This window comes from Enterococcus bulliens (assembly GCF_053761865.1).
Genome location: NZ_JBSMXK010000015.1, coordinates 61,482 through 68,693, shown reverse-complemented (window position 1 = coordinate 68,693; position 7,212 = coordinate 61,482). Strand labels below are relative to the sequence as shown.

The window sequence follows — 7,212 nt, the reverse complement described above, 5'->3', positions numbered from 1 at the left end:
CGATCGTTAAGCTCTTAATTGACTTCGCTCGCATTACTGCTTGCTGTTTTGTTTTTGCTTCTATCTAAATAGAAACACCTTACACTATTGGTTCGTTTGCTTGCTTTGTTCAGTTTTCAAAGGTCTAATCTGCTGTATCAGCAACTTTTATATCATAACTTATATCGTTATGATTGTCAATCATTTTTTTAATTATCAAACAAATGAATTGCTCGGTTACTTGTAACAACTTATGTATCATAACATGTCAAATTTATTAAATCAAGTAAATAAGCGAACTTTTTTAAATCTGTTCGCTTATTTTTGTCAAACCACTACTAAATAATGTATATGCAGTTTGATACGTAGCACTCAATTTTTGATTCACTGGATGAATTTCTGGCAATTCGACTTGCTCGATACTTCGATTTGCTAACAAATAAGCACCAAATGTCGGTTCATTTTGTTCTGAATAACAAATCGGTGTCTGAAAAATCGCTGCACTGAGCTCAAGTAAAGCTGGCTGTTGAAAAAAGCCACCCGAAACTGACAATAATGGTGTTTCATGAATCAACAGTTGTTTAATGAAATTTAAATTGAACAGCACACCTTCAATCGCTGCACGGATCAGATCCATACGCTCATGTTCCCAACGAATCCCTTGGTACGCGGCTGTAATATCGCCACTCCAAAGCGGAGCACGCTCGCCAAATAGATATGGATAAAATAAAACGCCTCTAGCACCTGGTGTTGTTTGTGCCAAAACTTCAGGTAGTTGGGCATACAATTGTTCTTTAGAATCATAAAACACTTTGCCGATCCATTCCAACACTTTTCCGCCATTGTTTGTTGGGCCACCAATGACCCACTGATCTTTGGTTAAATAATAGCAAAAGAAACGTCCTAATGGATCCAGTGTACGCTTTTTCGTTAGTACACGAACAGCACCACTTGTTCCTAAAGTGATACTTACACTACTTTTTGTGCTTATTTTTCCCGCAAGACTAGCCAAACATCCATCTGAAGCACCAATCATAATTGTAAATTCATGCCCGATTTTTTCTTCAATAGTAGGAAGTGGCCTAAATTGTATTGTCGTATCTGCTAACTTAGGCAGTTGTGTTTGATCTAAATCCAGATAAGACAAAATATTACAGTCCCAACAAAACAACTCACTATTCATTAATCCGCTAGCTGATGCATTTGAATAATCTGTCACCCATTGGCCAGTCAACCAGTCCATGAGATATGCTTTCAAATCCCCCCAATAATGGATCGATTCATACCAATTTTCTTTTTCGCTTTTAAATGAAGCAAGTTTACAAAAAGGAGACATCGGATGGATCGGTGTTCCCGTTTTTTGATAACACGTTTTTGCAAATTCAGTTTGTTTTAACTCCTTTGCAGTAACGCTCGCTTGTTGATCCGACCAAATATACATTCTCAGCGGATCTGTTTGTAAAGGAATCAACGTATGCATCGGCGTACTTAAAATCACTTGTTCAAATGTAACTTGTTGTTGCTTACTTTGCATCAGCCCTCGTAAAATAATCGCCTTGATCTCTTCTGGATGTTGATAGGCAACTCCGTGCTCTTCAAAATGAGTCTCCACTGCTTCTTGATAGGTAAACGTCACGCGTTCTTGATCATAAAGTGCCATTTTTACTGCAGTCGTTCCGATATCGATCGTAAAGTACATATTGATTAGATCCCTACTTTCTAGGCTAAATAATTTGTTAGTATCAGTATAACAAAGCTTACTTATTTTTTTCTTATTTTCTCACAAACTCTTCATCGGAAAAAGAACGTTTTTTGAAATTTTAACAACCCCTCCAAAAAAACCGTTAACATTAAACTTAAAAAGTAGTTAAATAACAAAATGAACATATTATGGTGGAAAAATATTCATCAAAAATCAAGTTTTATTATGAATAATAAAGGATTTTATCATATTGAAGTCAAATTAGCATTTCTGATCCTAAAAAAATTGACTACAATTCATTATGTTCGTAAAATAGCCCTTGTGTGAAAATTTAAAGGAGGGATAATTTTTGAATTATTCTAGAGAAGAAATGGTCAAAAGTGTACCATCAACTGGTTTCTTTGGCCATCCTCGCGGACTTGGTGTATTGTTTTTCATTGAGTTTTGGGAAAGATTTAGTTATTATGGCATGCGGGCAATCTTGCTCTATTTCATGTATGACTCTGTTGCTAATGGTGGATTAGGTTTAGCTGAAACAACAGCCCAATCAATCATGTCTTTATATGGTGCGTTGATTTTTATGACGTGTATTATTGGTGGTTGGTTAGCTGACCGAGTATTTGGTTCACGGACGACTTTATTTTATGGTGCTGTGTTGATCATGTTAGGACATATCTTTTTAGCACTGCCTTTTGGCGGTTTAGTCACGTTCTTAGCTTCGATGTTGTTTATCATTATCGGTACCGGGATGTTGAAACCAAACATTTCAAACGTTGTTGGTGGTCTATACGACAAAAATGACACCCGTATGGATAATGGATTCGTTATTTTCTATATGTCTGTCAACATGGGCGCATTTATTTCTCCATTGATCGTTGGGAACTTGCAAACTTCATTTGGTTACCATGCTGGATTTAGCGCGGCTGCTTTTGGAATGTTCTTGGCATTGATTTTTTATGTGATCTTCAATAAAAAAAATCTTGGCCTAGTCGGAAAAGATATTCCAAATCCCTTAGAAGCTAATGAAAAAGCGCGTTTTAAAAAGAACTTATTGATTGTTTTCGCAATCATTGTGATTCTTTTAGTCATTGGCTATTTCACAAATCTATTGACGTTTAATGTGTTTTCACTAGTCGTAACTGGTTTAGGAATTTTCTTACCTTTTATCTATTTCTTATCAATGTATAGTAGTAAAAAAACGACTGCCGTCGAAAAATCACGTTTATTGTCTTACATCCCGCTATTTTTATCGGCAGTGATGTTTTGGGCGATTCAAGAACAAGGCTCCTCGATTTTAAGTGCCTTTATCGATAAGAATACGCAACGTGATCTAAATCCATTATTAAATATCGACTATACGATTCCGGCGGCCTTTTTCCAATCGATCAATCCATTATTGATCGTCTTATTTGCTCCAATCATTTCAGGGTTCTGGCAAAAACTTGGAAATCTCGCGCCTGCCACACCAATCAAATTTGCCTTAGGGCTCTTTTTAGCTGGAATTTCTTTCTTGATGATGGTCATCCCTACAATGGGCATGGGAAGCGAAACGTTAATCAATCCGCTATGGATCGTCTTCTCTTTTGCGATCTGTGTGATTGGTGAATTATGCCTTTCACCTGTTGGATCAAGTGTTTCTGTAAAACTTGCTCCAAAAGCATTTGAATCACAAATGATGTCACTTTGGTTGTTATCTTCCGCTACAGCGCAAGGTGTTAACGCACAACTTGTGCGTTTATATGGAATTATGTCAAAATCGACTTACTTTGGTTTTCTAGGTGCAATCGCGATCGCACTTGCCGTGATCGTCTTTGTGTTAACACCTTGGATGTCGAAAAAAATGCAAGGAATCAAATAAAATAAGAGGTGTGACAAATGTCTGTCACATTTTCTAAAAACTAAATAAACGGTGCTCTAAAAGTAGCTCCTTCAAAAATAAGCCGCCTCATTACCGAAATAGATACGTCTATTATCGGAATGAGGCGACTTATTTTTCTGATCTGTTCACTTTTATCACAGCCTCTTTTTAATTTAAGGCTTGAATCAGATCAGAAATCAAATCTTCAGCGTATTCGATACCTACAGACAAGCGTAATAAATCTGGTGTTAGTCCGTAAGATTCCCGTTCAGCTTCTGGGATATCCGCGTGTGTTTGCGTTGTTGGATAGGTAATCAGACTTTCGACACCTCCTAAACTTTCCGCAAAAGAAATCAAGGTCAGTTTAGCTAAAAAGTCTTTGATCATTTCAGCCGATTGCAATTTGATACTGATCATCGCCCCTTGCCCGGCATAATAGACCGCTTTGATTTTAGGTTGCTCTTTTAAAGCGGCAACAATCTTTTTCGCATTTTCTTCTTGTTGGTTAAATCGTAACGGTAACGTTTTTAAACTGCGAATAAACAACCAACAGTCAAAATTACTTAAAGAAGGGCCAATCGTATTCGCTAAGTAAACCAAGCGCGCATCTAGTTCAAGATGTTTACTCACGATTACACCTGCTAAGATATCATTGTGTCCAGTGAGATACTTGGTCCCTGAATGCACGACGATATCCGCACCTTCTAATAACGGACGTTGACGTAGTGGGGTCAAAAAGGTATTGTCGACGATCAAATACGCATCATGCGCTTTGGCTAAGCGACTTACCTCCTCAATCGAGGTTTCATTCATCAACGGATTGGTCGGTGTTTCTAAAAAGATTGCCGTCACCTTTTCAGTTAGCGTTTCCTCAAGTTCAGTTACACTATCAAAATAATGAAAGGTTGCGCGTTTACGTGCAGCTAATTCATTAAAGAATCGATAGCTACCACCATAAAGATCACGTGACACATAAAAAACAGCACCACTATCAAATAAATCAAAGACCAAAGCGATCGCACTCATTCCAGAACTCGTCACAACCGCTTGATTTCCACCTTCTAACGCTGCGAGTCCTTCTTCTAGAATATCGCGTGTTGGATTTTTTGTACGGGTATAATCATATCCTGTACTCTGTCCTAAAGCTGGATGAGCAAATGTCGTTGATAAATAAATTGGTGCGCTAACGGCACCTGTTTGAGGATCTTTACGGTTACCTAATTGGGCTAAAATCGTTTCTACGTGTTGTGTCATATGTTTGCCTCCTTATCGATTGCATAGATTAGTTGAGTAACCGCTTTTTGGATGATCTCAGGTTTTGTCGCTAAATTGATGCGAATATACGTGGCGTAATCTTTTGAAAACCACTCCCCAAAATCGATTGCTAATTTCGCCTTGTCTTGAACGAGCGTTTTCACTTCCCCATGTAACACTTTTGCAAGATCGATCCATAGTAGATACGTTCCTTCTAAAGGAGCGATCTCAATATCGGGATAAGAGGCACGTAATGTTTGACGGATATACTGCTCATTGATTTTTACAACACTTAAAAAGCTAGCCAACCATTCATCGCTTTTAGCATAAGCTGTTTTTGCTGCGACTTGTCCTAACACACTTAATTCCGTTTGGCGATGGACCTTAGACCAGTCGAAAAAGCGTTGGCGTACATCTTCATCTATAATCCAGATGTGTGAATTTAATAATCCAGCAAAGTTAAATGTTTTAGAGGGTGCATTGCACACAGCAAGTTGTGTAAATCCAATTTCTTTAGCAATCGTTAAAGCAGATACAAAGGGTCGATCGATTAAAACAAGATCAGAATGGATCTCATCAGAAATCAAGAACACACCGTATTGTTGGCATAGACTCATGACACGTGTCACTTCATCTTTGGTCCACACACGACCTACTGGATTATGTGGTGAACAAAAAATAAACAATTTGATTTCTTGATTGGCAAAAATCGATTCCAATTGTTCAAAATCAATCGTATAGTGTTCCGCTTCATTTTTTAACGGTGCCTCGATCAGTTGACGTTTTTGATCATTGATCGCATTGTAAAACGGATAATACACTGGTGGTTGGATCAACACGGCATCTTCTTCTTGCGTAAAACAGGCAATTAGATCATATAACGACTGTACGACGCCAGTCGAAAAGGTCAGCCATCTTGCTTCTACTTGTGTTTTTTCGTGACGGTCTAACCATCCTTGATAGGCATCAACATAGTCTTTTGGTGTCGTTGAGTAGCCAAAAATTCCATGTTCGATCCGTTCGACTAATGCCTGCTTGATTTGTGAATCTGTAGAAAAGTCAGAGTCTGCAACCCATAACGGCAACAGATCTTTATCCCCAAAACGCTCTACAAGCGCATCCCATTTTAGTGAATCACTGTTTTGACGTTCTTGATAATACGTTTCAATAAATGTTTGACTGTCCATATTACTTCCTCCTAGTTCTCCGTTAAGATACATTCGACTTGTCCGATTTTTGTTTCATCATATGGTGTGCGTTGGTACGTGTCATGAATCCAGTTTAAAAAGAACAATGAGGCATGTGACTGCCACGTATTGACGATACCTTTTTGCGGATCGTTTTGTATGTAATAATTTTCTGGTAATACCGCTTGTCCTTGTAATTGATCGCGTTGATATTCTTGATCTAATGTTTTGGTTTCATATTCTAAATGTCCCAATAAAAATAGATTCTTTCCATTTGGTGAAGCAATGATTGCAGGACCAGTTTGTTGGTTTTGAGCCAAAACGAGCAACTCGCTCGCCATCAGTGCGTCTTCGTCGATTCCGGTAAAGCGTGAATGTGGACAATAAAATTCCTCTGAAAATCCACGTAATACCGGGTGTGTGTGTTGTACTTTTTGAGCAAAGACGCCAAGTAATTTTTCAGTATAGCATCTTTTTTGGATGCCATAATGCTGATACAATGCTGCTTGCGCTCCCCAACAAATATGCAAAACGGAAGTACAATGCGTTTGGCTCCACTCTAAAATGTCACACAATTCTTCCCAATAATCGATTTCTTCAAAAAGTTTTTGCTCGATCGGTGCTCCAGTGATGATCAACCCATCAAGATTTTCGGCTTTCATTTCCTCGGTTGTCGTGTAAAATTTCGTCAAATGATCTTGGCTCGTATGTTTACTGACATGATTGGTCATGCGAAGTAAGCGTACGTCGATCTGCAAAGGACTCATCGACAATAAGCGTAATAATTGGGTTTCTGCTTGAATCTTATCAGGCATCAAATTGATGATCCCGATTTTTAATGGTCGAATATCTTGGTGTTGCGCTTGTTGATCTTTGATAGCATAGATCGTTTCTTCTTTTAAGATTTTAGCTGCTGGTAGTTCTTTAGCGATGATGATTGGCACACATGTCGCTCCTTTCTAGAATAAAAAAAGCCCCTTTATCGAGTAACTCGATAAAGGGACGAAAATTCGTGGTACCACCCTAATTTGCACAACTTGCGTGCCTCATTGGTCATGCGAAAGTAACGGTCGCATCCGTTTATTTAGCGTCAACCAAATAAAAACTCCAAGTTCATCTTCATCAATGGTTCCCGTCTCCTTTTTCAGCTACCGGAGTCTCTGTCTCGCGTTGCATTGATTACTCTTCTCTTCTACGTTTTTTCTCATATGAATTTCATTTTATTATAATGG

Annotated in this window: 5 protein-coding genes and 1 other annotated feature; of the genes, 1 reads left to right on the top strand and 4 read right to left on the bottom strand. The window is 38.3% G+C overall.

All coding sequences use genetic code 11. The annotated features are described in order from the left end of the window. Positions 1-283: 283 nt before the first annotated feature. On the bottom strand, positions 284-1,678 hold the full coding sequence (locus ACWOEC_RS08730) for a gluconokinase (RefSeq protein WP_455307475.1): 1,395 nt from the start codon (positions 1,676-1,678) through the stop codon (positions 284-286). Between the two features lie 373 nt (positions 1,679-2,051). On the opposite strand from ACWOEC_RS08730, the gene ACWOEC_RS08725 reads away from it, so the two are divergent. Further along, positions 2,052-3,539 (top strand): peptide MFS transporter, encoded by a 1,488-nt coding sequence (locus ACWOEC_RS08725; protein WP_455307479.1) that lies wholly within the window; start codon positions 2,052-2,054, stop codon positions 3,537-3,539. 168 nt (positions 3,540-3,707) lie between these two features. Here ACWOEC_RS08725 and ACWOEC_RS08720 read toward each other — a convergent pair whose 3' ends face one another. From ACWOEC_RS08720 to ACWOEC_RS08710, 3 genes are read right to left on the bottom strand one after another with little or no spacing between them, the layout of a single operon-like run. Continuing rightward, positions 3,708-4,793 (bottom strand): aminotransferase class I/II-fold pyridoxal phosphate-dependent enzyme, encoded by a 1,086-nt coding sequence (locus ACWOEC_RS08720; protein WP_455307473.1) that lies wholly within the window; start codon positions 4,791-4,793, stop codon positions 3,708-3,710. Continuing rightward, positions 4,790-5,980, bottom strand: a complete 1,191-nt coding sequence (locus ACWOEC_RS08715; protein WP_455307471.1) for a MalY/PatB family protein — start codon at positions 5,978-5,980, stop codon at positions 4,790-4,792. Before ACWOEC_RS08715 ends, ACWOEC_RS08720 begins: the two co-directional genes overlap by 4 nt. Positions 5,981-5,991: 11 nt before the next feature. Next, entirely contained in the window at positions 5,992-6,924 is a 933-nt protein-coding gene (locus ACWOEC_RS08710) for a homoserine O-succinyltransferase (RefSeq protein ID WP_455307469.1), read from the bottom strand. A 51-nt stretch (positions 6,925-6,975) separates the two neighbouring features. Then, positions 6,976-7,184 (bottom strand) — a binding site (T-box leader). Between the last annotated feature and the right edge of the window lie 28 nt (positions 7,185-7,212).